Here is a 22,096-nt window from a genome sequence, read left to right as displayed (position 1 = left end):
GCCGCAACGACAGGGGTTGCGAAAGCGGCTGCTGCTAGAAGCATTGATCTAATCATGCTTCCGTATGGCGCTACGCGGCTGAACCGAAGCTGAAGATCTCCGTCCAGGGAACGCTATGTCTTACCGGTTTATGCAAAGTGGCCGGGTCGGGCGATTACGCTGCAACAGTGCTTGCGCTACTCTCATCCCACACGGTCACTGTCCCGCGTGCTTGGCGCTTGGCGGCATAGAGCGCCGTGTCGGCTCGAGACGAAAGATGCTCGAGATCCAGACCGTCCCGGGGAGCAAAGGCGATCCCGATGCTCGTGCCGATGTTTATCGATGCTGCGCCGACCTCAAATGGCTGGGCGAGCGCCGCGACAATCCTATCAGCCAGCGCTTGCGCCTGGCTGACATCCCTGATGCCGGTCTGAATAACGGCGAACTCGTCGCCGCCGATCCGGCCCACGGTGTCGCCAGGACGGATAAGGCTGGAGAGCCGGTCTGCGACAGCCTTCAAGACCGCGTCGCCTGTCGGGTGTCCGTATCGGTCGTTGACCGGCTTGAACCGATCGAGATCGAGCAGGTGAAGCGCGACCAGGTCGCCGGCCCTCGAGATCGCGGCGATACTCTCGTCGAACCGTTCTCGAAGGAGCAACCGGTTGGCGAGGCCGGTCAGCACATCCTGGCGCGCAAGACCCGCCAGGGTTCGGGCGGTAACCAGCTGGTTGACGGTAGAGCGGTAGAGAAAGCGCGCGGACTCGGCACTGCCGAGCGCAAACGCGCAGTAAAGTAGTGCCGTTACCCCGTAGGGTAAGCCATGCCGCGAAGGCTCCCCAATATGCATCAGCAGACCGGCCATAGAAGGCAAAACCGCGGCAGTAAGGCTTGCGGCAAAAATCATCGGACGAACCGAAATCCGGACGACAAGACCGGCGCCGTAGCCAAAGATCAAGGCGCTGGTGAGCATGTGAATGCCCGCGTCCTCACTGCGCAACGCCGCAAAGTTCATGCCGCCCAACAGCAGGCCTGATCCGATGCTTCCAACAGCATAGAGTGCCTCGAAGCGCCGGACCTCTACGCCGTTCATCTTGTATGTCGCCGCGCGTTTTCGATAGGCGAGGAGAAGCGCCAGACGACAGGCTGTCCAAGCGATGATGCCAAGGGCCACAAGTGCAATGCTCAGGCTCTGGAGGCGAACCGCAACGATAGCGCCAATGGCAGCGGCAATCACGCCGACCATGATGAGCGGCGCTACCGTGGTGTAGAGCATGGCCACCAACTCGCGATGAACGCCGCTTGGAAGCCTTTCAGCGAGCGCGCGAATGATGCGTCTTCTGATCATCAGGTGCTTGTAGCCCTAAGCGGTAAACAACAATCATCATGAGATCCCGAACAAGATGGAACGGCGGTGACATTCCCTGCTGTTCGCACGTTCGAGCGACACGGCTACTTACAACGATACCGCCCAGCACCAGCTTCAAAAAACGATCTTTCGCACGCCCCAGAACCGGCGTGGCAGGCACGGGTCCGCAGCCTGCATGTTTTGTGTGTCGTCAGTCGCTGCTTGCGATCTTGCCTGTCCGGTCTAGAGTGGGAAATGCCCAAATCAGCGCACTCGCATCATGTCCTCCCGATCCTGCTCGCCCTTGCGGGCGTCTCCAGTTTCGGGACACCGTGCTTTGCCCAGTCGACCGTATCACCGGCACCCACGATCGCCCGTCCCGCGCCGGGCGCAACAGAAGACACAATTCGTCTGACTAACGCGGAGCGGAATACGATCCTCGGCAACAACACTGTGGAGAGTGCCGCCACAGCTCGTGGAGAGCAGGGCGTGTCGTTGAGCGGCGGGCGGGGCATTCACGGCGAGATGGGCGTCATGCTCGGCTCCAACGGTGCGCGCGGCGTCTACGGGATCGCTGAGGTTCCGCTGGGCGACAACGCCGGGGCTGTCGTGTCTTTTGAAAGTAGTCGCTTAGGCCGGGTGCGGCGTTAGTCCTTGTTGGAGAGTGCGCAGACTTCGTGCCGCCGGTGTCCGCTTCGCTGACGTGCAGCGCAAACGACCGCCTAACTGATTTGGCGACCAACTTCGAAATGCCGCAGCTGCTCGGTCCAGCTGGTGGGCAGGTCAGCGGTAAACGCGAGCCGTCTGGCATCGAGCGTGGCGGGCTGGCGACCAGCTAGCACATCGTCGATGATCGAAGGTGCCAGGAACGCCAGGCGGACGATGCGGGTGACGTAGGATTTTACGACCCCCTCGGCTTGTGCCAGTTCCTGGACGGTGATCTCGCCGCGTTGAAGCTGCGTCCACCAGCGCTGCGCCTTGACCAGAAGCTTGATCATCGAGGCGTCAGGTGGTGCGGCTGCGATAGCGCGACCATCGTTCTGCACAATCCGAAGCCTGTGGCCTGTCCGCGTCAGCCGTGTCGGGCAGGTGAGAAGCAAGGTAGCCTCGTCCTCGGCGCTCGTTGCCACCGACAGGTGTTTCGCCATCGCCGCGGTCACGAGCTCGATCTGCAGCATGGTGGGATGCACGATCACCTTGGCGACCAGCGCGCGCAGCATCTCAGGATCGCGGCACCGTATCGCCGCAGCAGCGGTACATGCGGCGCCGAAAACGCGCGCCAAGTCCGCCGGCGCGAGCGGGATCGACGCGCGCGCCATAAGTGCGATCGGATCGTCGAACGCGGCGGCCAGAGCTTCGACGGTTGCCGTCTCGATCTCGCGTGCCGGGATACGCAGCGCCTTGCTGTCGCTGACCCCGTGGTGCGTCGAGTGGCTGACGTAATAACGGTAGCGCACCTTACCCTTGCAGGCATGCGCCGCGATCAGCTTCTCGCCAGCATCGTCGACGATCAACCCGGCAAGCAGGCTGCCGCTCGCCGTGTTCACAGCCCGTCGCAAACCCGGCACATGGCCGGCGAGCATAGTCTGTGTCGCGTCCCATACATCCTGACCGATGATGGCCTTGTGCAATCCCTTATGGCGCTGGTCACGGTGCGGGATGTCCCCCACATAGATCGGGTTCTTGAGGATGGCGTAGATCTGCCCGCGGCTGAACGCACAGCCACCAAAGTCGCGACCGTTGGCCATGCGTCGGACAGGCGTGTGGATCCGCTCGGCAGTGAGCTGGTCAACTACCAGACGGACGTTGCCGAGATCCAGGTAGCGTCGGTAGATGTCGCGCACGATGTTGGCATGAGGCTCGACGATCTCCAGTGTGCGTCCGTCAGGCCGGTAGCCAAGTGGCGGGACGCCGCCCATCCACATACCCTTTGCCTTCGATGCCGCGGGCTCTGTCAGAGCAAATGCACCAATCGTTAGGCGGCCCAGGGTAGGGCAATCGGCATGCCCCGTCCCCGCAAGCCTGCGAGCCCTTTCCGCTACTTCAATTCATCGCCCGAGGTGATCCGCCTGGTGGTGATGATGTATGTCCGTTTTCCACTATCGCTGCGCAACGTGGAGGACCTGCTGTTCGAGCGCGGCATCGATATCTGCCATGAGACGGTACGGATGTGGTGGAACAGGTTTGGTCCGTTGTTCGCAGGCGACATCCGCCGACAGCGAATTTCACGCATGCGCGGCTTCCGTCACTGGCGCTGGCACCTGGACGAGATGTACGTGAAGCTGAATGGCGAGATGGTCTACCTGTGGCGAGCGGTCGATCACGAGGGCGAGATCCTCGAGAGCTACATCACCAGGACCCGCGACAAGGACGCAGCGCTGCGCTTCATGAAGAAGGCGTTGAGGCGTCATGGATCACCCGATGTGATCACCACCGACGGTCTGCGCTCCTACCGTGCAGCCATGAACGAGCTCGGTAATGCGGAGAAGCAGGAGGTTGGACGCTGGGCCAACAACCGGGTGGAGAACAGCCACCTTTCCTTCCGACGAAGGGAGAGGGCGATGCTCAGATTTCGACGAATGAAGTCGCTACAGAAGTTCGCCAGCGTGCACGCCAACGTCCACAACCACTTCGATCTCGAACGCCATCTTGTTGACCGTCAGACCTACAAGGAACGCCGCTCAGTCGCACTGGCTGAGTGGAGCATGATCGCGAGCTAGGCTGGCCTGCTCAAAGAGCGACATGCATCGTGTGGAGAGCGGTTCGCATTAGACTGACAGCACCCCACGAGACGGTGCGGATGTGGTGGAACAGGTTCGGGCCGAGGTTCGCTGGCGACATCCGCCGGCAGCGCGTCTCGCGGATGCGCGGCTTTCGTCACTGGCGCTGGCACCTAGACGAGATGTACGTGAAGCTGAATGGCGAGATGGTCTACCTCTGGCGAGCGGTCGATCACGAGGGCGAGATCCTCGAGAGCTACATCACTAGAACGCGGGACAAGGACGCAGCGCTGCGCTTCATGAAGAAGGCGCTGAAGCGCCATGGATCACCCGAGGCGATCACCACCGACGGCCTTCGCTCCTACCGTGCAGCGATGAAAGAGCTCGGTAATGCTGAGAAGCAGGAGGTCGGACGCTGGGCGAACAACCGGGTTGAGAACAGCCATCTGTCATTCCGAAGACGAGAGCGAGCGATGCTCAGGTTCAGGCGGATGAAGTCGCTACAGAAGTTTGCCAGCGTGCACGCCAACGTCCACAATCACTTCAATCTCGAACGCCATCTCGTCGACCGCCAGACATACAAGGAACGCCGCTCAGCCGCGCTGGCTGAGTGGAGTCGAATCGCGAGCTAGGCCGTCGTGCTCAAAGAGCGAAATGCAGCTTGTGGAGAGCGGTTCGCATTAGACTGACAGCACCATCGAGCGAGTTGAAGGCCTGCTCCAGACCTTCCTCGCTCGACTTGCGGGTATAGATCGCACAGCGCACCCGGTTCATGCCGCCAGCCTCTTCTTCAGACCGAAAAAGGCCGGACCCGACCATCGCGTACCGGTAATCTCGCGGGCGACCTCGCTCAGCGAGCGCCATTCGCGATCGTTCCAGCGGATCACGCCATCCTCGCCGATCGTCACGATATGCGCAGTGCCGTTCCATTCACGGATCAGCCGGGTGCCGGGCCTGGCTGCCTGGGTGACAGTCTTTGCGCTCCCGAGCTGGGCGAGCCGCTGCTGGCTGACACGCGAGAGGCCGCCCAGCGCCTGCGCCTGCAGCTCATACCCGAGCGCCAGCCGCAACATGCTCGGGCTAACCAGCGGTACTGGCGACGTCCTCAGCGCGCGCCACGCATCACGCAGTTGCGCCGACGACATCGTCGTCAGCGCAAGCATCTTGTCCTCCAGACCGGCCATTATGCGGCCACCGCTACGATGCGGTAGCAGGTCTGGTCACCGCGCTTGGACTTCTTGAGTGTATGCCCTTTCTTGCGCAGGCCGGTCAGCGCTGCGCGGGTAGTGTGCGGCAGCCATCCTGTGGCCGCGATCATGTCGGCGAGTGTCGCCCCTTCTTCGCGCCGGAGCAGCGCCAGCACGGAACTCGCCTTGGTGACCCGCGGCGTGTCTGGCTTTGCGGAGGAAGCGACCTTGCCTTCACCTTCGTGGTCATCTCCATTGTCGCCGGCGATGCCGATCGCGGCATTGCCGGCGTCAGTGATGAACACGCCGTATGCCACTTCAGCTTCGGTGCGGCGCGCCGTCGTTTTGTCGCGGGTCTCACGTTCTTCCGCCAGGCCGTGCTTGATCAGCCCGGTGATCGCCTTGGTCAGGCGTGCCCCGGCGCCGCTCACACTTTCTGGTACGGGTAGAAGACTGCCCGTGTCGCGCTTGGCTGCGCCGGACAATAGGATGGCGTCGAGATCGGTCAGCTTGGTCATGGAGGTGGTCCTTGTTCAAGGTGAGCAGCACCTTGCTGCTCCCACCATCATCAGCCCCGCGGACCTTCATCGGCGGGGCGGGCGGCTCCATCCGGGCCGCGATCCAGTACGCCGACGTTTGCTCTGCTTGCAGCACAAGTCGAATGGTTTGTGAGGAGATCCAAGGAACAAGCGCGTTGGTTTAGCATCGCGGTGCCGCCGCTGATCCACGGCATCGCCTTCGACGGGCTGATCGCCGACAAAGCCTTCGATAACAACGCGCCCGCGGCCTCGCGAACTAGGGGCCGCCGGTGCCGGTGCCATACGCCTGAGGCCACGGAGGTCTCCGAACGCAATTGCGACGTGTCGTCCTTCAAGCGGTTTTGCGCACAAGCTGGTGCATCGTGTCGGAGGACGCGCGAAGTTGTTGGGCACGATCCTCCATCGACCAAAGGCCGATGCCGGCATCAAGCGCCGCCGCAGCGTCACCTAACTCGGCCTCCCCGAACATGCCCGCCGTCCCGGCCAGGTTGTGCGCCATGTTGGCAACTTCGCTCACCTCGGTGTCCGTAAACCGGCCGGCGCGGATTAGCGCGTCGAGTGCCTCAAGGGTGGCCGTCCGCCTGATTGCATAGCGCTCGCGCAGTGACAGGCCGGTTTGGGGCGCCGCCTTGGGCTCCGGCTCGGGTTCGCTCTCCGCCGTTTCGCCGAGATAGCGTTGTAGCACCTCTTCTAGAGCGTTCGGGCTTAGGGGCTTGGTCAGATGTTCGTTCATGCCGGCAGCGCGGCACCGAGCCAGATGCTGTGGCTGAGCGCTGGCCGTCAGCGCAACGATCGGCATCTTCGCAGTGGCTCCGGTCTGCTGGCGGATTGCCCGCGTCGCGGCAAAGCCGTCCATTACCGGCATTTGGCAGTCCATGAGGACGAGATCGAAGCTCTGTGTCTCCAGAGCTTTTAGCGCGTCCAGCCCATCTTCTGCTAGTTGTACCGTGCAGCCATATGGGGATAGCAGAGCAAGCATCAATTCGCGGTTGAGGTCGACGTCATCGACTACCAGGATCCGCTTACCGCTCAGCGACAAGGGTCCCGGCGCTGAGACCTCATGTTCGCTGCCATCCAGTGCATCTGCGATGGGAAGCGTGATCTCGAACCAGAAGGTCGATCCCGTCCCGACTTCGCTGGTGACCCCGATCTCGCCGCCCATGAGAGAAACGAGCTGGCGCGATATGGCGAGACCGAGTCCAGTGCCTCCATAATGGCGCGACACCGACGCGTTCGCCTGAACAAACCGATTGAAGAGCGTCGCGAGCTTGTCTTCGGGTATGCCGCCCCCTGTATCAACGACTTCGATCCGAAGCCGCGCCTTGCGATCCGCATGCTCAACCAGCATGATCTTGGTGGTGACCGAGCCGTTCTGGGTGAACTTTACCGCGTTCGACAGCAGGTTCAGCAGGATCTGGCGCAATCGGCCCGCATCCCCAACGAGCCTGGCAGGTACGTGTGGATCGACATCGACGTGCAGGCGAACATCCCGCGACGCGGCTTGCGGCTCCAGCAGCGAGACAGTGTTGGTGAAGAAAGCGTCCACGTTGAACGGGCTGCAATCCAGCACCAGCTTGTCAGCCTCGAGCTTCGAGAAGTCGAGCACGTTGTCGATAACGGCATGCAGCGCAAGGCCGGCGCTGTGCACCAGCCCCACGCGCCGCTGAACTTCCGGGCCGAGGCCGCCGCTTTCGTCTAGCAGGCGCGAAAAGCCGATGATGCTGTTGAGCGGCGTACGGAGCTCGTGGCTCATATTTGCCAGGAAGTGCTCCTTGGAGTGCATCGCCTCTTCCGCGGCGAGCTTGGCCGCCCCCAATGCATCCTCCTGCTCCTTCTGGGCTGTCACATCGCGAATAACGTCGAGATATCCGGTTACCGCCTGCGTCGCGGGATCGCGCAGCAGGGCCGGGCTTGATTCTACCCATACCCAGCGAGCCTCGGTGTTGTGCCACAAGCGCCAGCGGACTCTTTCTCCCGTCGTGCCCCCCTTCAGCCTGCGGAAGGTCGCCAGTAACTCCGCAAGGTCATCCGGGTGCGTAATGTTTGCGGGCCGGTGACCCATGCGCTCCTCGCTGGTGTATCCGGTAACCGCGACCGACGATGGCGAGACGAATGTAGTGCGGCCCTCAAGGTCGCTGGTGACGATGACGTCGCTAGAGTTCTCGGCCATCAGTCGGTATCGCATGTCGCTCTCGCGCGCTTTCTCCTCGGCGCGCCTGAGTTCCGAGACATCGAGCAGCACGCCGAAGACGCTGAGCGCGACGCCGCCTTCGCGGCGGATCGTCCCCCGCGCTAGAATGTGGCGTATTTTGCCGCTGGGCAACAGCAGGCGATAGCTGCTCTCGTAGTCGTGCGCACCATTGGCGATCGCGTCCGCCATAACCTGCTCCGCCTGTTCGCTATCCTCGGGATGGCGACGCTCTAACAGTTGGTCGATAGTGGGGACGTTGTGTTGCGGGTCGAGTTCGAGCATGGTCCCGAGTTCATTTGACCAGGTCACCTCCTGCGTGATCAGGTCGAGCGTGCAATAGCCCATGTGCGCAATCTTCTCGGCGGTGTGCATCAGCACGTTGGCCTGCAGTGCGACCACCTCCGCCCGCTTCAGTTCGGTAACGTCGCGCTTGCCGACAAAGACGCGGCGGACGTGGCCGGCGGCGTCATGCAGCGGCACCACCCTAACGTCGAAAGTGACGTCGTTCCCCGAAGCAGTTCGCTCCTCGGCTGTATGCCGCCCTTCTCCTAAAGCGATCGCCTCTTCCATATTAAGCTGCGCGCGATGTGCGCGTGCGGGCGGGAACAAGTCCCGAAGTTCCTTCCCTCGCACCTCTGCGATGGTGAACCCCAGCGACCGTTCCGCCGCTTCGTTCATCGTGTTCATCGTAAACGTGTTACCCACTAATTCGTAGACAATGTTCACGTCGGGTGAACTCTCGAAGATGCCCTTGAAGAGCGCCTGAGCTTCCTGGATCACCGCCGCCGACTGTTCAGCGACCCTGTTGGCGCGGATAAGCTCCCGTGTACGTTCCTCCAGCGCCTCCTTTGCCTCGATACGAGCCGTGACGTCGCGGCATGCCGCGACGATGTGCAGCGCGCCATGCTCGCCCAACGCCATGCGCATGCCAATTTCGATGTGGACGAGATGGCCGTCTTTGTGGCGCAACCGAGTGAGGTGCGTTACGGTGGTGCCCATGAGTGCGGCTTGCAGAGCCACCGTGGCTCTAGCCATCAGCTCGCGCTCTTCGGGTGGCATAAAGCTGAACACCGTTTTGCCGGTCAAGGCTTCCGGCGCATATCCCAGAATTTTCTTGCTGGACGGTGACATGTATGAGCAACGGCCGCCTGCCGAATAGATGCCGACCATGTCGCTGGCGGTGTCCGCCAGCAGTCGGTAGCGGTCTTCGGACTCGCGTTCGGCCGAAAGATCCTGGATCTGCGCGATCAGATGCTTGGGTGCGCCATCGCTATCCAGCACCAGAGATGCCGAGAGCCGTACCCACACGACACGTCCGCTCTTGCGGATGAACCGCTTCTCCAGCTGGTATGACGGAATGTCACCGGCGACCAGCTGTTCCAACAGGTGTAGATCGCCTGCGCGATCGTCGGGATGGGTGATCGTCTGAAAATCTAGCGTCGTAGCTTCAGCGTGCTCATAGCCGATCAGGTCGCAGAAGGCCGAGTTCAATTTCATCAGATGGCCGTCCAGCGCCGCCAGCGCCATGCCTATCGGGGCGTGATCGAATGCGTTTTCGAACAACTCGGTCTGTGCGCGCCGCTCGGAGATATCCTGTATCAGCGCGGTGAACTGCCAGTCCTCACCAATATTGGTGGCGCTGAGCGCAAGCTCAATGGGAAAGACGTCGCCATTGCGGCGCAGTGCGGTGACTTCAATCCGGCTGCCAATCAAGCGCCCGGACCGGCTCGACATATAGCGCGCTAGACCGGCCTCGTGCGCCGCGCGTAGCTCAGGCGGGACAATGATCTCCGACAGAAGCCGTCCCAGCACCTCGTCGGACGTCCATCCGAAGGTTAGCTCTGCGTGACGGTTCCAGCCGGTGACCATGCCGTGTTGATTTATGGTGACGATCGCCTGGTGAGCAGTTTCCAGGATGCTCTGGAGGCGCTGCTCGTTGGCGCGTACAGCCTCTTCCAGAAAGCGGCGTTCAGCAACTCCAGCCGCGAGCGTCTCGGCGGTAAGCTCCGCCGTCGTGAGCTCGGCTGCCTGCCGCCTGAACACGTCTCGGTGCAGTTCACGCGACCGTCGCGCGAACAGGAAGAGCGACGCCGCGCCAACGAAAAGCAGGACGATGATCGCCTCGCCGATCTGCCAGGCTTCATTTCCTTCGACGAAGGCCGTTAGTCGCGCGAACGCGTCGGTTCTAACGCAGAAAATGCCTAGAAAAGCTGCTCCCAGCACGACCAGGATCAGGTCCATTTGTTTTCTACTGAGCCGGCGAGCTGACGGATGGTGCAGGGTCCATCTCCTTCGCGCAGACTATGGTCCAAAGCTAATAACAGGTAATGAAGACGCAGGAACTGCAGCTTCCCACGCCTACCCAGATACCCTGCCGAGCAAGCGATCAGCCAGCCGCTCGATTGCTATTCCGCTTAGGGTGTGAGCCGCCCACGATGCAGGGTTCGCCCAAGCGGTGCAGAATGGGCATGCACGTCTGCCGAGCATTCAGCGGACATTCCTGCTTCGCTTCCAATGGCACGGAGACGTTCCCATGGTCAGCCTGCCGCATTTTCATTAAGGATTGCAGCTTATTGCGACGTGCATGGCTGCTACCTTGTCGTCTGTGATTGAATGCATGCGAGACATGCACGACGCCCGACTGATGATCGTTGCCGGAGTTGTCTGCGCGATCGGCATCTATGCCTCGTTCGCGATCGGCCACCACGCGGCCAGAGCAAATGGCGCCGCTCGCACCCGGTGGGGTGTGGTCAGCATCATCGCAAGTGGTAGCACCGCCTGGGCGACCCACTTCATCGTCCTGCTCGCGTTCAAGCCGGGCATGCCAGCGGCCTTCGAGCCAGTGTTAACCGCCATATCGCTGACCTGCGCCATCGTCGGGATTGGATTGGGCGTCTCGATCTCCATCAGGGTGCGGCAGCACTGGCAGCAGTTCATAGCTGGACTGATCGTCGGCGTGGGTGTGGCAACGCTCCACTATGTGGGACAGGCCGCGTACCTTGTGCAGGGAACTCTCTCCTGGAACCTGGGGCTTGTCCTGCCCTCCATCATTGTCAGCCTGCCTATTTCGGGCGCTGCGATGATGGCGGTGGGGAGCCGCGATCGACGGATCCGCTCAGCCGCGGCGCCGCTGTTGCTGCTTTCGATTGCCTTGCTCCACTTCTGCGGCATGGCCGCGATGACACTCCGTTTCGATCCGACCAAACGGTTCCCCGATGACGCCGTTTCTCCACAGGCTATCACGCCGGTCGTCGCTGGTGTCTCGCTCGCGCTTATCGTGCTGGCCATCCTTGGATGGCGTTTCGATCTCGCGGCGAAGGCTCGCCTGCGGCAGGATCGACGCCGCCTCCGCGAACTGGCCGACGTTGCGCTCGAGGGCTTGCTGATCTGCCAGGGGGACATAGTCGTGACGGCAAACGATAGCGTGGAGTTACTGTCGGGACGCCAGCCAGGCGCACTGTCTGGCAGCTTCGTCAGCTCGCTACTACCTGGCCTAGATGTCGCGAGTCTCCCCGAACGCGAGGAACGCGAAATCAACCTCATTGGCGCGGACGGGCAGGAGGTTCCGGTTCGTGTCCTGCGGCGCGAGGTGGCGCTTGGCCACCGGATTCACACGGTAATCGCGGTCAGGGATCAGCGCGAGCGTCTCAAAACCGAGGCCAAGATGCGGCTGCTCGCATTCACCGACCCCTTGACCGGCCTCGCCAATCGAACGCGCTTTTTTGATCTTCTCGCACTGCACACTTCGTCGCGCCGTGAGCGGGACGCTGCCAGCGCGGTGTTAATGCTCGATCTTGATCGCTTCAAAGCTGTCAACGACACGCTCGGCCATGCAGCAGGCGACATCATCCTGGGGATGGTCGCGGATCGCTTGCGATCCACCCTGCGCGGTGACGATGTGATCGCTCGCCTGGGTGGCGACGAGTTCGCGGTCCTGCAGCTGACAACGGAGGAAGCAGATGCGGCCGCAGCGCTGGCGGAACGCATCGTCAGGATTATCGAGGCAAGACCTTTCATGCTTGATGGGCAGGCAGTTCATCTGGGTGCCAGCGTCGGTATAGCGGTAACGCCGGCTGACGGCGACGATCCAGCGGAGTTGATGCGCAATGCCGACCTCGCACTCTATGCAGCAAAAGCGGATGGCAGGGGCACCTTCCGGCGCTACGACGTCTCGCTGGACGAGAAGATGCGCGAGCGTCGTGTGATCGAGGCCGGGTTGCGGCTTGCGCTCGTAGAAGGGCAGCTGGAACTGCATTATCAGCCGCTCGTGGATGCCCAGAGCGGATGTATCACGTCCGCCGAGGCTCTGGTGCGGTGGAACCACCCGGATCGGGGCCTGGTGCCACCGGCGGACTTCATCGGCGTAGCTGAGGAGACGGGTCTCATCGTGCAGCTCGGCGAGTGGGTGATCAGGACGGCGTGCGCCGAGGCAGCGACGTGGCCAGAAGGCATAAGCGTCGCGATAAACCTTTCACCGGCTCAGTTTCGCCAGCGGTCGCTTGTGCCATTCATAGTGGAGGCTCTCCGTTCCGCTGATTTGGCGCCTGGAAGCCTTGAGCTGGAGATTACCGAAGGCGTTTTGCTGTCAGATGAAGAAGGGACTCTCGAGACGCTCAACGAGCTGAGATCACTGGGCGTCCACGTTTCCATGGATGACTTTGGAACCGGCTACTCGTCGCTTAGCTACTTGCGCAAATTTCCGTTCGACAAGATCAAGATCGATCAGTCGTTCGTGCGGCAAGTGCCCCATGATGCAGAAAGCGCGGCGATCGTTCGTGCCATCATAACGATGGCTCAATGCCTTGGCATGTCTACGACTGTTGAAGGTGTCGAAACGGTGGAGCAGTTCGACTTTTCGGTCGCGGCGGGATGCGATACCGTCCAGGGTTACCTGATCAGCCGTCCGCTTGATTGCGCGGGCTTGGCCTCGCTCATCGCGATCAGGGGTAAGGCTCCCCGCCCATTGGAAGCCGCCTAAACTGGCCTGCGGGCGCGACAGGTTACTTTAGGTAGATCGGACCGTCACGTGAGGCACAAAACTATAGCGGCGAGTGTAATGCGTGGTAGATCCGCGCAGTTTTCGAAGCGGGTAGCGACGCGGCAGGATTGCGTGAGCTTCGAGATGCAGCATTCGACGTTATTGCGTGGGATTTAGAGACGTGTGCTTGAAGGTGCGTGTCGGGTCCTTGGCGCTGATACAGCCGAGACGTGGACAAGATATGATATCGGAATTCGCTTGCGGGGATCGTCTGAGATGCTGGTCGCATCGTACTCAGCGAACGTTACCAGCCGACTGCCTTTACGATCGCAGGATTAGGCGCGGTTGCGCTTGAGCCAACCCCTCCACCGGCACGCTTAACTCGGTAGAGTGTGACGTCGGCTGCTGCGAGCAAGTCGTCAAGTGACGCGACTTCGGGCGGAGAGGTTGCGTAGCCGAGGCTGACGCCAATCTCGATACTCTTCCCGCCAATGTCGTAGGGAGCGCCAATCGCCCGAGCGAGGCGCCGAGCGAACAGCTCCGCCTCCTCTGGATGAGCGATGCCGGCCTGCACCACGGTAAATTCATCGCCGCCTAAACGCGCGGCGATGTCGCCTTCGCGGGCTATCGCAAGGATACGAGTGGCAAGCTCACGCAACAGCGCATCTCCGGCTGGATGTCCGAACCGATCGTTGATGGGCTTGAACCGGTCAAGGTCGAGGCAATGCACTGCTACCATTGGCAGGTCACGATGCGCCTTTAGCAGGTCGCCGAACGACTCGCGCAGCCCGAAACGGTTTGCGAGGCCAGTCAGGGGATCATGACGCGCTACCATCGTCATTTCATTGCGGGTTGCGATCTGCTCTCGGGCCAGCCGATATGCAAAGCGGATCGTCTCCAGGCTGCCGGCAAGAAACGCGAGAAACATGCCTGCAAGGATCAGATGGCCCCAACCGCCCTGCAACGCTGTGGCAAACGCGACAGGTAGGGTAGCTAGCGTCACGCAAGCGGCGCAGATTTGCGGACGGATATAACCTCTCGCTACCGCCCCCGAGCAGAAACCAAACAGCAGACCAGTCGCCAGCATCTGCGGCAGCGGCTTGGGAGACAAGAAGCTCGCCGCGCCAAGCAACGCAAGCGACGCCGCAAACAGCAACGTCGAGAGTGCCAACCTGAACTGCCAGGCTGCACTTACGGCGCGATCCGCGAGTCGAAGCGGGGATTGCCGACGATAGGCGAGGATCACTCCGAGGCGGCCAGCCGATGCCACCATACCGCTGCCGATTGCCACCCAGGGTAGCACGCCGCCAATTTCCATGGCGCAGAACGAGCCTACTGCGAGAAAGATGGCTGACATGATAGCCGCGGGCACCAACATCGTGAATGTCGCGGCAATCAGCTCAACGTACACCGCAGTCGGCTCGGGCTCGCGTCGGGTGCTAAGCATCATACATCGTTTTAGCAGAACCCGCGCTGTAAAAGGTTAATCAGAGACAGGAAGCCTTTGTCAGAATTGATGAACCGCGGTGCCGAGCATTGGCCAGTCGTCTTCGCGGTTTTGCTGCACTAACCAAATAGGAAATTAGTGGCGCGTTAGTTTTACAGTGCCCTTCGTGTGGAGAGCGGTACGCGTTAGACCGACAGCGCCCAGCCATGGGGCTGGGTAATCCATTGACGATGCCACAAACTCGACGCGGCGAGTGATATTCCGCATCACACCTCGTTAAGCTCCGTGACGAATTCGTACCGGTCGCCGCGATAGACCGATCGCGTGAATTCGACGATGCGGCCATCGGGAATGCGGGTTCTTCGTTCGATGCGAAGTACCTCGGAATTCTGCTGCACGCACAGGATGCCGGCCTCAGTCGGCGTCGCCAGGGAGGCGCGCAGGCGTTGTGTGCCGGAGGTCGGGCGGAAACCGTGCGCTTCAAGGGCCTGATACAGCGAGTCCCCTAGACTTTCGAGTTCGGGCATGAACTGCGCCGGCACCACCGCATGTTCGATCGCCAGCGGTTCCCCATCCGCCAGCCGTACGCGACCGAGTCGTGCCACGCGCGTTGTGGAGGAAACATCCAATGCGACGGCCTCCTCCTCGGTCGGCGGAGCATAAGATTTGTAGATCCACACTACGCCCGGATCCACGCCGCGCGAGCGGGTGTCATCGCTGAAGCTGTTCAGCTTAGCGCCTGGCGTCTCGATCCGCGCCGCCACGAAGGTGCCCGAGCCTTGCTTGCGGATTAGCACACCCTCGTCGATCAGTTGCTCGATGCCCTTGCGAACGGTGACACGCGACAAGCCGGCCAACTCGCTCAGATCGCGCTCGGAGGGAAGCGCGCTGCCGGGATCGATGCCACCGCCGCTGATATGCTCGCGCAGGCTGCGAGCAAGCTGCAAGTAGAGCGGTGTGCCTTCCCCATCTCGCGTCCAGGCGATGTCGCGTATTGTCGTCATTGACGTTCTTCCAGAGTTCGAAAGACGGCGCGTAGACTGCCCCGATGGTCCTCTAGAAGCGCCCGTGCTTCCTCGGCAGAAATACCCGTGGCGACGATCACACCGAGCCGAATATCGTTTGCTGCCGTCTCCAGCGCGCGCGCAGCCACATCTGCCTCGACGCCGGCAATATCCTGAACCATGCGGCGGCCACGTTGCAAGAGCTTGGCATTCGAAATGCGCATGGCCACCATGCGGCCTTTGTAGACGAGGCCGAGGCGGATCATGATCGCGGTGGACAGCAGGTTGAGCACCGCCTTCTGAGCCGTCCCCGCCTTCATGCGCGTCGATCCAGCGACCACTTCGCTGCCGGTGACTGCTATCACCGCATGCTCGGCCGCTTCGAGCAGCGCGGTGGCCGGATTGTTGGCAATGGCGATCGTCAGTGCACCGGCTGCGCGAGCCTGCGTGATCGCGGCGACCGTGTAAGGTGTGCGGCCGCTGGCCGCGACGCCGATCACGACGTCGGACGGGCCGATACCGCAGGCGACGATCTCCGCCTGGCCCGCAGCCACGTCGTCCTCCGCGCCCTCGCGAGCTTCGGTCAGTGCACCGATGCCGCCCGCCATGAGGAACACCATTCGCTCCATCGGCCAGCCAAAGGTCGGGAGCAACTCGGTTCCGTCCTGGACCGCAAGACGGCCAGAGGTGCCCGCGCCGGTGAAGACGAGCCGTCCCCCCTGATCAAGGCGGGCGGCGGCGGCTTCGGCGGCGCGAGCAATGGCTGCGGTCTGCGACTGGATCGCTGCGATCGCTGCCATCTGGCCTTCGAGCATCGCCTCCACGGCGGTTTCGGTGGGCCAAAGGTCGAGGCCGAGGTAGCGAGGGTCGAGCGCTTCGGTACTCATGATATTCCTTGTTTCTGTCGGAGCGTCATTATGCGCGCGAGGCCGCTGCGCCGCGGGGCAGGGCGCAGACCACGAACGCCACCAGCGTTCCAATGCAGAGCTGGAACGGAAACGAGAGCTCGTTCAGCGTACCCGGCAGACCGATAGCGCGCGCGATCCCCGGCTGCAGCAGGACGATGACGAGGAACCCGATCAACAGCGACGCGATGACCGAGCCGGTCGTGCCCCGATTGGTAAACAATGCCGTAAAGTATACGCCCAATATGCCAGCATAGGTAAACACCATGACCTGAAGCGCGAATTCCAGCAGCCCCATATCGCTATACCGTTGCCAATAATAGGACACCACGGCCATGAGGAACATCGCAAATCCTATCACGCCCATGCCGGTGCGCCCTGCCTTCACATAATGATATTCGGCGACTTCACCGCGCTTTTCGCGCCAGGGGCGGTAGAAGTCCTGGATTAGCACCGACGACATCGCGTTCAGCGCCGAATTGGTGGTGGCAACCGCGGCGGCACAGATGCCGATTGTCACCAGCCCGCGCAGACCGCCGGGCAGCTGGGTGAGGATATAGTGCATGAAGATGCTGATCTTCTCGCCGCCGAACTCGTTGGCGGCGATGGCCGCCGTCCCGCCCATTAGGTCGGAGCGATCATAGAAGACGTAGAGCAGCAGCCCGATGACGATAAACATGCCGACCACCGGCACCGTTGCCAGTACCGAGAGGTAGAGGCTGCGCGCCCCGGTCTTGGCGTCGCGGCAGGATAGCAGCCGCTGCGTGGTGTCCTGGTCCATCCCGGCGTTGGCGATGTAGAGCAGCGCCAGCCCAGTGACGATCGCCAGCATCGAGAACGGACGGGAGAAGTCGATCGAAAAGTCGAACACTCTCAGCTTATTCACGCCCTCCGGCGTATGCGCCAGCGCCTGCAGTATCTCACCGTTCGAGGCCGGTATCGACAGGCGCAGGAACACCAGGACGGCTATCGCCGAGCCAAGGTAAACGACGAACTGGATCAGGTCATTCCAGAGCACCGATTTGAGCCCGCCGACGAAGGTGAAGAGTACGCTGGCGATCACCAGCACCGCGGCTGCGATCATGATGCCCGATGCATCGACGCCGCCGGTGATGACCATCGCCAGCGCGATCGCGGCCAGGTAGACGCGTGCACCGCCGGCGAAGACCCGGCCGATCAGGAACATGCCACCGGCCCAGCGCGTGGCCGTTTCGCTGAAGCGCAGCGTAAGCAGTTCGTAGGCTGTGGTAGCGCGGATCGCGTAGAAGCGCGGGATCAGGACATGGGCCACGAAGATCGCACCGATCAGCCCACCGATATTGCCGCTGAGATAGGTGAGATCGCCGTGATAGCCATAATCGGGCCCGCCGAGGAACGTCGCCGCCGATTGGGTCGCGGACAGAACCGAGATCGCCGCCAGCCACGCTGGCACGTTACCGCCGGCGAGGAAATAATCGCGTGCTGTTTCGGTCTTGCGCGGCGTGAAGATCCAGCCGCCAGCGACGAGCAGCAGCAGATAGGCGGCGATCACCAGCCAATCGGCCATCGAGAACGGCAACATCATCGAAGGGGTCTCCGACCGGCCAAAACCGCGATTTTAGCTGGGATTATTAAAAAGTGCGCCCGGCCCGCAGGACGGACCGGGCGCTACAGACGCGTGCGATGGGCGATCAGAGATGAGCTGTCAGTGAGAAGCCGATCGTGCGCCCGAGGATGTCGTAGGTATCGGGGAAGGTGTTGAAGACGCCGCCGGTCGACACGCGCGGGGGATCCTTGTCGAACATGTTGTAGACGCCTGCGGTCATTGTGACCACGTCGGTGAAGTCGTAGGACGCAGAAAGGTCAAAGGTGTTTTGGGCCTTAATCGTCTCGGTCGATCCCGCGGCACTCGACCGTACCTTGCCGATACGCTGCCAGTCGAACTGGATCACGCCCTTGTCGAGCAGCACGCCGAGACCGGCGGTATGCCGATACGCCGGCTGGACGAGCGTCGTGCCGTCGCTGGAGCAGGTGGCGCCGAACGTTCCCTTGCACTGCACCGCCGAGACGGTGGAGTTGGCCTGGATCAGATAGGACGTGACGATGTTGCCCTGGTAGCTTGCGCGCACGCCTCTGCCCGGCAACCAGTCCCCGCGCAGCGTGTAGCTACCCGTGATGTCAAGCCCGCGCTGCAGCAACCGTCCGAGATTTTGGTTGTTGACGAACGCGTCTTTGAACGTGCCGTTCGCGTTACGCGTGACAAGCGCGCACAGTGGATTGCCCGCAGTCGGGTTGGTGATGTAGCAACTGGTGATCGCCGCGATCGGCTGGATCACGCCGACCGCGCCGCGCAGGTCGAGTTCGTACCAGTCGACCGTGACGTTGAGGCCCGGAAGGAACGACGGTGTGATCACCACGCCTGCGGTCGTTGTGTAGCCGGTCTCGGGTTCAATGTCCGGGTTGCCGCCGTAATAATAATTGCCGGTCAGGTAGCTGGCAGCGTTGGAGTTCGCGGACCCGGCCGCTGGGGCGCCGAAGCGGGCGCATTGCTCCCCATTGCCGGTACCTAGCACGCAGGGATCCCCGCCGTACCGCGGCTTGAGCCGATCGACGGTCACAAGGTTGTTGAACGGCAAAGACGACGTGCTGGCGGCGAACTCACCGAAATTCGGCGTGCGCAACACGCGCTGATAGGTGCCGCGGAACCGCAGGTTGCGATCGACTTCCCAATTGGCCTCGACCTTCCAGGTGCCGTGCGTGCCGAACAGATTGTAATCGGACAGGCGATAGGCACCGCCGATATCGAGCTTGCGAATGAACGGCGTGTCGTGGATCAGCGGTATCAATGCTTCGCCGTAGAGCTCTGCGACGTCGAACGACCCGCTGTAGGCGGCCTGTACGCCCTGCCGGTAGGTATTGCCGGTCAGCAGCGCGGAATCTTGGTCAATGGTCGCGGTCTCGCGGCGATATTCGACGCCGACGGCAAAGCCGATCGGACCGGCGGGCAGCGAGAACAGTTCTTCGAGCGTGCCGCTGATCGTGCCCGCCGTAACGAACTGGTCGCGTTTGCGGTTGAAGCCGTTGATCGTGCTACCTAGCGCACCTGCAAGCGCATCCTGATTGGGCCCGAAGATGTTGACCGTGTTGACGATCGACGTGAAATTGTCCGCACCCGCCGCGTTGGTGACGAGACCGTCGCCCTTGATCAGCGAATTTTCAGTCGAACGGCCATATTGCGCGTAGATGTTCCAGTTCACCGCGTCGGTCAGCGGCCCGCGCAGCCCCGACTGGAACTGCAGCGTGTTGCGTTCCGTCTTATAAGTTACGAGTCCGAGTTCGGCCAGCGAGCGCGACACGTTCACCTGCGCGGCGCCGTTGACGAAGGTCAGCTGGTTGCGGATCGCATCGGTCAGGAACGGGTTGCTTTGGCTGATCGAAACGGTGCGGTTCACCGACGCCGGGGTTGCGCCGGGCGTTCCGGTCTCCTCCGTGCGTGAATTAGTATACATCGCGCGGCCGTAGAGCTCGACCTGTGGCGTGATCTCGTATTTGTAGAGCGCCGCAACGTTGATGCGCTTGAGCGGCGAGATTAGCGGATAGCTGTCCGAGATGTTCGACGTGGCCGAAGGCCTGGTGGTGAACGCACCGTCGTCGGCAAAGCCGAACCTGCGGCCGCTCGCAACGTCGGTGAAGACGCCGCCGATGCTGGGGATCGTCTGGTTGGGCGTTGCGGCCCAGTCGCGCTGGCCGGCGCGGATCGGGTCGCGCTGGGTATAGTCGGCGGCGATGACGATGTTGCCCCGATCGCCAAGCTTCGTGCCCATCATCAGCGAGCCGCCATATTGCGCGCCGCCGTTGACCGACAGGCGGGTGGAGGCGGTGAAGCGGATGCCCTGATAGTCGTCGTTGAGGATAAAGTTGACGACGCCGGCGACCGCGTCCGCGCCATAGACCGCGGCGGCGCCGCCGGTGAGCACGTCGACCCGCTTGATGAGCGAGGCCGGAATCGCGTTGACGTCGACCGAGTTGCGGAAGCTGAAGGGTGCCGCGCGGGTGCCGTCGATCAGCACGAGCGAGCGGCTCTGGCCGAAGTTGCGCAGTTCGATTACCTGGGCGCCGAACGCGTCGCTGCCCTGCGAGCCTTGGCGCACGCCGCCTGAGAGCTGCGGGATCTTGGTCGAGAAATCCTCGATCGTGAGCGCGGACTGGAGCTTGATCTGCTCTTCGCCGATCGACGCGACTGGGCTGCTCGAAGTAAGGCCGGGGATGGGGATCCGGGTGCCGGTGACGATGATGTCGTCGCTCGGCGGCGCCGCATCCGCGGTGGCGTCGGGCACGGTCTGAGCAAAAGCGATACTCGGCGCCTGGACGAGGGCAATGGCCAGCGCGCTTACGGCCAAGGTATGTCGATGTGACTTAACCATTAGACTTCCTCACTTTAACTTCCCTGACCATAATCATCGTGGTGGCGACGCCACCCCAAGGATCGTGCCGATTTTTACCGGTTGGGTGGTTTATGCATACCTGTCGCTGATCTGTAAAGAGGTGGTATTAATTTGGTTGTACGTCCGGAAGCGATGCTGGCTTGAACAGCCGTCCGCCGGTGGAGGGGCGCGGCACGCCGGTAGTACCCGGATAAGTTAGAGGAAGTCCGAGGAGGCTGCGTACCGCTAGGAAAGCCATCGCTTCGGCTTCCACAAAGTCTCCACGCAGGCCGATTTCGTCGGCGGTCTGGCAGTGGCCGAGCCGTTCGCGCAATGCGCGCATCATTGTCGGGTTGTGGCTGCCACCCCCGCAAACGACCCACATCGCCGGCGGGGCGGGCAGGGTGGTCGCCGCGAGCGCGATGGCCTCGGCGGTAAAAACGGTCAACGTCGCCGCCGCATCCTCGAGCGAATGATCCCGGGTCCATTCGAGTGGAAAGTCGTGCCGGTCGAGCGACTTTGGACCCCTTGCGCGGAAATGCTCATGGGAAAGGAGCGTCTGCAGGACCCGGTGATCGACCTTGCCAGCAGCCGCGAGGCGTCCACCATCATCGTAACGCCCGGTACTACGCGCCTGCACGAGCAGGTCGATAAGTCCATTGCCGGGCCCTGTGTCGAACGCCACCAACGTGTCGTCCTCACCGACCCACGTCAGATTCGCGACGCCGCCCACGTTAAGAAACGCGAGGGGTCGCGGAAGGCCGAGGTGCTCGGCCAACGCGGCGTGATAGGCAGGCACCAGCGGCGCGCCTTGCCCGCCGGCCCTCAGATCGTCCTGCCGCAGCTGGGCGACCACAGGTATTCCGAGCGCATCGGCGAGCGCTTGGGGGTCCCCAACCTGAACGGAAAGCGCGCGCTCGGGCCGGTGAAGGAGCGTCTGCCCATGGAAGCCGACAAGATCGGGGTGTCGCCCAGTTTGCTCGATGGCATGGCGCCCGGCGCGCAGGTGTACGTCGTCGATCACTGCCTCGGCGTGCCGGAAGGAGGTCGGCGGAGCGCCGTCGCCGTCCCAGACGAGCGCGTCGCGCGTCGCCTGCTCGATTGTTTTGCGTTCCGTGGCGGAGAAGTCGATTAGGGCGGTCGGGCCGAACGCGGCGATCCGTTCACCATCGGTCTCGATCATGGCGACATCGACGCCGTCGAGCGAGGTGCCGCTCATATATCCCATCACCAGCATCAGCGCAGATCCTCCCAGGTGCAGATCGCAAAGAGTATCACCGTCCCAACCAGATGCAAACCATTCTAATGCCACTTGCCTCTGACGTTTAACTGGTATCTACACGAAGAATGACCCAGGCCGTGATCGAACCGTCTGTCGCGATGCTCCGACGTGACACG

The 22,096-nt window shown here is 62.2% G+C and carries 14 protein-coding genes and 1 pseudogene; 4 read left to right on the top strand and 11 right to left on the bottom strand.

Features of this window, described 5'->3' with window-relative positions; translation table 11 throughout:
* Positions 1-154: 154 nt before the first annotated feature.
* A complete protein-coding gene (locus NV382_RS09955) occupies positions 155-1,324 on the bottom strand; it encodes a GGDEF domain-containing protein (RefSeq protein ID WP_260596599.1) in 1,170 nt (389 codons plus the stop codon).
* Between the two features lie 255 nt (positions 1,325-1,579).
* Between NV382_RS09955 and NV382_RS09950 the strand changes: the two genes are divergently transcribed.
* Entirely contained in the window at positions 1,580-1,975 is a 396-nt protein-coding gene (locus NV382_RS09950) for a hypothetical protein (protein ID WP_260596598.1), read from the top strand.
* A 71-nt stretch (positions 1,976-2,046) separates the two neighbouring features.
* Here the strand turns inward: NV382_RS09950 and NV382_RS09945 are convergent, their stop codons facing one another.
* Positions 2,047-3,243, bottom strand: a complete 1,197-nt coding sequence (locus NV382_RS09945; protein WP_260596597.1) for a recombinase family protein — start codon at positions 3,241-3,243, stop codon at positions 2,047-2,049.
* An 84-nt stretch (positions 3,244-3,327) separates the two neighbouring features.
* On the opposite strand from NV382_RS09945, the gene NV382_RS09940 reads away from it, so the two are divergent.
* Both NV382_RS09940 and NV382_RS09935 read left to right on the top strand, forming a co-directional pair.
* The gene (locus tag NV382_RS09940; protein WP_260596596.1) at positions 3,328-4,044 is read left to right on the top strand and encodes an IS6 family transposase; all 717 of its coding nucleotides are present in this window, start codon (positions 3,328-3,330) and stop codon (positions 4,042-4,044) included.
* A gap of 65 nt (positions 4,045-4,109) precedes the next feature.
* Positions 4,110-4,676, top strand: a pseudogene (locus NV382_RS09935) (IS6 family transposase); the annotation flags it as partial.
* Between the two features lie 138 nt (positions 4,677-4,814).
* On the opposite strand, the gene NV382_RS09930 reads toward NV382_RS09935, so the two are convergent.
* The 3 genes from NV382_RS09930 to NV382_RS09920 all read right to left on the bottom strand — a co-directional run bounded on the left by NV382_RS09930 (position 4,815) and on the right by NV382_RS09920 (position 10,202).
* Positions 4,815-5,207 carry a DUF2924 domain-containing protein gene (locus NV382_RS09930; RefSeq protein ID WP_260596594.1) on the bottom strand — a complete coding sequence of 131 codons (393 nt, stop codon included), beginning with the start codon at positions 5,205-5,207 and terminating at the stop codon, positions 4,815-4,817.
* Between the two features lie 20 nt (positions 5,208-5,227).
* Positions 5,228-5,749, bottom strand: coding sequence for a DUF3489 domain-containing protein (locus tag NV382_RS09925; protein ID WP_260596593.1), 522 nt, complete (start codon positions 5,747-5,749; stop codon positions 5,228-5,230).
* 352 nt (positions 5,750-6,101) lie between these two features.
* Positions 6,102-10,202, bottom strand: coding sequence for a PAS domain S-box protein (locus tag NV382_RS09920; RefSeq protein ID WP_260596592.1), 4,101 nt, complete (start codon positions 10,200-10,202; stop codon positions 6,102-6,104).
* 385 nt (positions 10,203-10,587) lie between these two features.
* Here NV382_RS09920 and NV382_RS09915 point away from each other — a divergent pair, with 385 nt between their 5' ends.
* Complete coding sequence (locus NV382_RS09915; protein WP_260596591.1) at positions 10,588-12,939, top strand: bifunctional diguanylate cyclase/phosphodiesterase; 2,352 nt, start codon at positions 10,588-10,590, stop codon at positions 12,937-12,939.
* A 304-nt stretch (positions 12,940-13,243) separates the two neighbouring features.
* On the opposite strand, the gene NV382_RS19580 is transcribed toward NV382_RS09915, so the two are convergent.
* The 6 genes from NV382_RS19580 to NV382_RS09880 all read right to left on the bottom strand — a co-directional run bounded on the left by NV382_RS19580 (position 13,244) and on the right by NV382_RS09880 (position 21,935).
* Entirely contained in the window at positions 13,244-14,350 is a 1,107-nt protein-coding gene (locus tag NV382_RS19580; RefSeq protein WP_312026733.1) for a GGDEF domain-containing protein, read from the bottom strand.
* A 302-nt stretch (positions 14,351-14,652) separates the two neighbouring features.
* Positions 14,653-15,381, bottom strand: a complete 729-nt coding sequence (locus tag NV382_RS09900) for a GntR family transcriptional regulator (protein WP_260600377.1) — start codon at positions 15,379-15,381, stop codon at positions 14,653-14,655.
* 5 nt (positions 15,382-15,386) lie between these two features.
* Positions 15,387-16,277: an N-acetylmuramic acid 6-phosphate etherase gene (locus tag NV382_RS09895; RefSeq protein ID WP_260596590.1), complete on the bottom strand. Its 891-nt coding sequence runs from the start codon at positions 16,275-16,277 to the stop codon at positions 15,387-15,389.
* Positions 16,278-16,305: 28 nt separating this feature from the next.
* A complete protein-coding gene (locus tag NV382_RS09890) occupies positions 16,306-17,859 on the bottom strand; it encodes a sodium:solute symporter (RefSeq protein ID WP_260596589.1) in 1,554 nt (517 codons plus the stop codon).
* 106 nt (positions 17,860-17,965) lie between these two features.
* Positions 17,966-20,611, bottom strand: a complete 2,646-nt coding sequence (locus NV382_RS09885) for a TonB-dependent receptor domain-containing protein (protein WP_260596588.1) — start codon at positions 20,609-20,611, stop codon at positions 17,966-17,968.
* A gap of 214 nt (positions 20,612-20,825) precedes the next feature.
* A complete protein-coding gene (locus NV382_RS09880) occupies positions 20,826-21,935 on the bottom strand; it encodes an anhydro-N-acetylmuramic acid kinase (protein WP_260596587.1) in 1,110 nt (369 codons plus the stop codon).
* Positions 21,936-22,096 lie beyond the last annotated feature (161 nt).

The organism is Sphingomonas endolithica (assembly GCF_025231525.1).
Taxonomy (GTDB): domain Bacteria; phylum Pseudomonadota; class Alphaproteobacteria; order Sphingomonadales; family Sphingomonadaceae; genus Sphingomonas; species Sphingomonas endolithica.
The sequence above is the reverse complement of the archived record's forward strand: the minus strand, read 5'-3'. Positions and strand labels throughout refer to the sequence as shown.

What these genes read in the sequence shown, in the direction of transcription:
- NV382_RS09895 (WP_260596590.1), bottom strand. Translation starts at nt 16,277, where the DNA reads ATGAGTACCGAAGCGCTCGACCCTCGCTACCTCGGCCTCGACCTTTGG.
- NV382_RS09880 (WP_260596587.1), bottom strand. Translation starts at nt 21,935, where the DNA reads ATGCTGGTGATGGGATATATGAGCGGCACCTCGCTCGACGGCGTCGAT.
- NV382_RS09915 (WP_260596591.1), top strand. Translation starts at nt 10,588, where the DNA reads ATGCACGACGCCCGACTGATGATCGTTGCCGGAGTTGTCTGCGCGATC.
- NV382_RS09945 (WP_260596597.1), bottom strand. Translation starts at nt 3,243, where the DNA reads ATGGGCGGCGTCCCGCCACTTGGCTACCGGCCTGACGGACGCACACTG.
- NV382_RS09950 (WP_260596598.1), top strand. Translation starts at nt 1,580, where the DNA reads ATGCCCAAATCAGCGCACTCGCATCATGTCCTCCCGATCCTGCTCGCC.
- NV382_RS09930 (WP_260596594.1), bottom strand. Translation starts at nt 5,207, where the DNA reads ATGCTTGCGCTGACGACGATGTCGTCGGCGCAACTGCGTGATGCGTGG.
- NV382_RS09940 (WP_260596596.1), top strand. Translation starts at nt 3,328, where the DNA reads ATGCCCCGTCCCCGCAAGCCTGCGAGCCCTTTCCGCTACTTCAATTCA.
- NV382_RS09925 (WP_260596593.1), bottom strand. Translation starts at nt 5,749, where the DNA reads ATGACCAAGCTGACCGATCTCGACGCCATCCTATTGTCCGGCGCAGCC.
- NV382_RS09920 (WP_260596592.1), bottom strand. Translation starts at nt 10,202, where the DNA reads ATGGACCTGATCCTGGTCGTGCTGGGAGCAGCTTTTCTAGGCATTTTC.
- NV382_RS09890 (WP_260596589.1), bottom strand. Translation starts at nt 17,859, where the DNA reads ATGATGTTGCCGTTCTCGATGGCCGATTGGCTGGTGATCGCCGCCTAT.
- NV382_RS09955 (WP_260596599.1), bottom strand. Translation starts at nt 1,324, where the DNA reads ATGATCAGAAGACGCATCATTCGCGCGCTCGCTGAAAGGCTTCCAAGC.